Source organism: Pseudomonas sp. 910_21 (assembly GCF_052850735.1).
Window position 1 is genome coordinate 1 of record NZ_VXCY01000035.1, and the last position, 697, is coordinate 697.

The 697-nt window shown below is 64.6% G+C and carries 1 protein-coding gene; it reads right to left on the reverse strand.

All coding sequences use genetic code 11. The annotated features are described in order from the left end of the window. Window positions 1–697: immunoglobulin-like domain-containing protein (locus FW796_RS31860; RefSeq protein WP_446440705.1), on the reverse strand; the 697-nt coding region annotated here is incomplete at both ends.

A 697-nucleotide genomic window follows, 5' to 3' on the forward strand; every position in this document is an offset into this window, starting at 1 on the left:
ATTGCTCAGGGTCACGGTGACCGGGGTGCCTGCGGCATTGGTCAGGGTAGCGGTGTAGACAATGGAGCCGCCTTCGGCCACGGAGTCGGTGGCCGACAGGCTCAGGGTGGTGGTGTCTGGGGTGTCGGTTACTGTGGTTTCAGCGGGCTTGTCGCTGATCTCCAGCTTCTCGTAGTTACCGCCGTCAGCCTTGGTGATGGTGGTGCTCAGAGAGCTGCCACCGGCCAGGGCATCGTTGGGCGCGGTGAAATTGACCGAAGCCTGGCTTTCGCCGACCGGGATGGTGATGGTCTGACCGTTGGACAGGGTCACCACGACTGGCGAGCCGGTCACCGGCGCCGACACCGATGCGGTGTACACCACGGTGCCGCCTTCGGCCACGCTCGGCGTGGCAGTCAGGTTCACCGTCGAGGTATCGATGGTGTCGGTGACATCGGTGACGGCTGGCGCTGGGTTGGTCTCCAGGTTTTCGAAGTTGCCACCGTCAGCCTTGCTGATGGTGACTTCGACCTTGCCCGCATCCTTGTACACGTCGTCAGCCGGTGCGGCAACGGTGGCGGTACCCGAGGTAGCGCCCGCGGCGATGGTGATGACGGCACCGTTGGACAGGGTCACAGTGACCGGAGTGCCTGCGGCATTGGTCAGGGTAGCGGTGTAGACAATGGAGCCGCCCTCGGCCACGGAGTCGGTGGCCGAC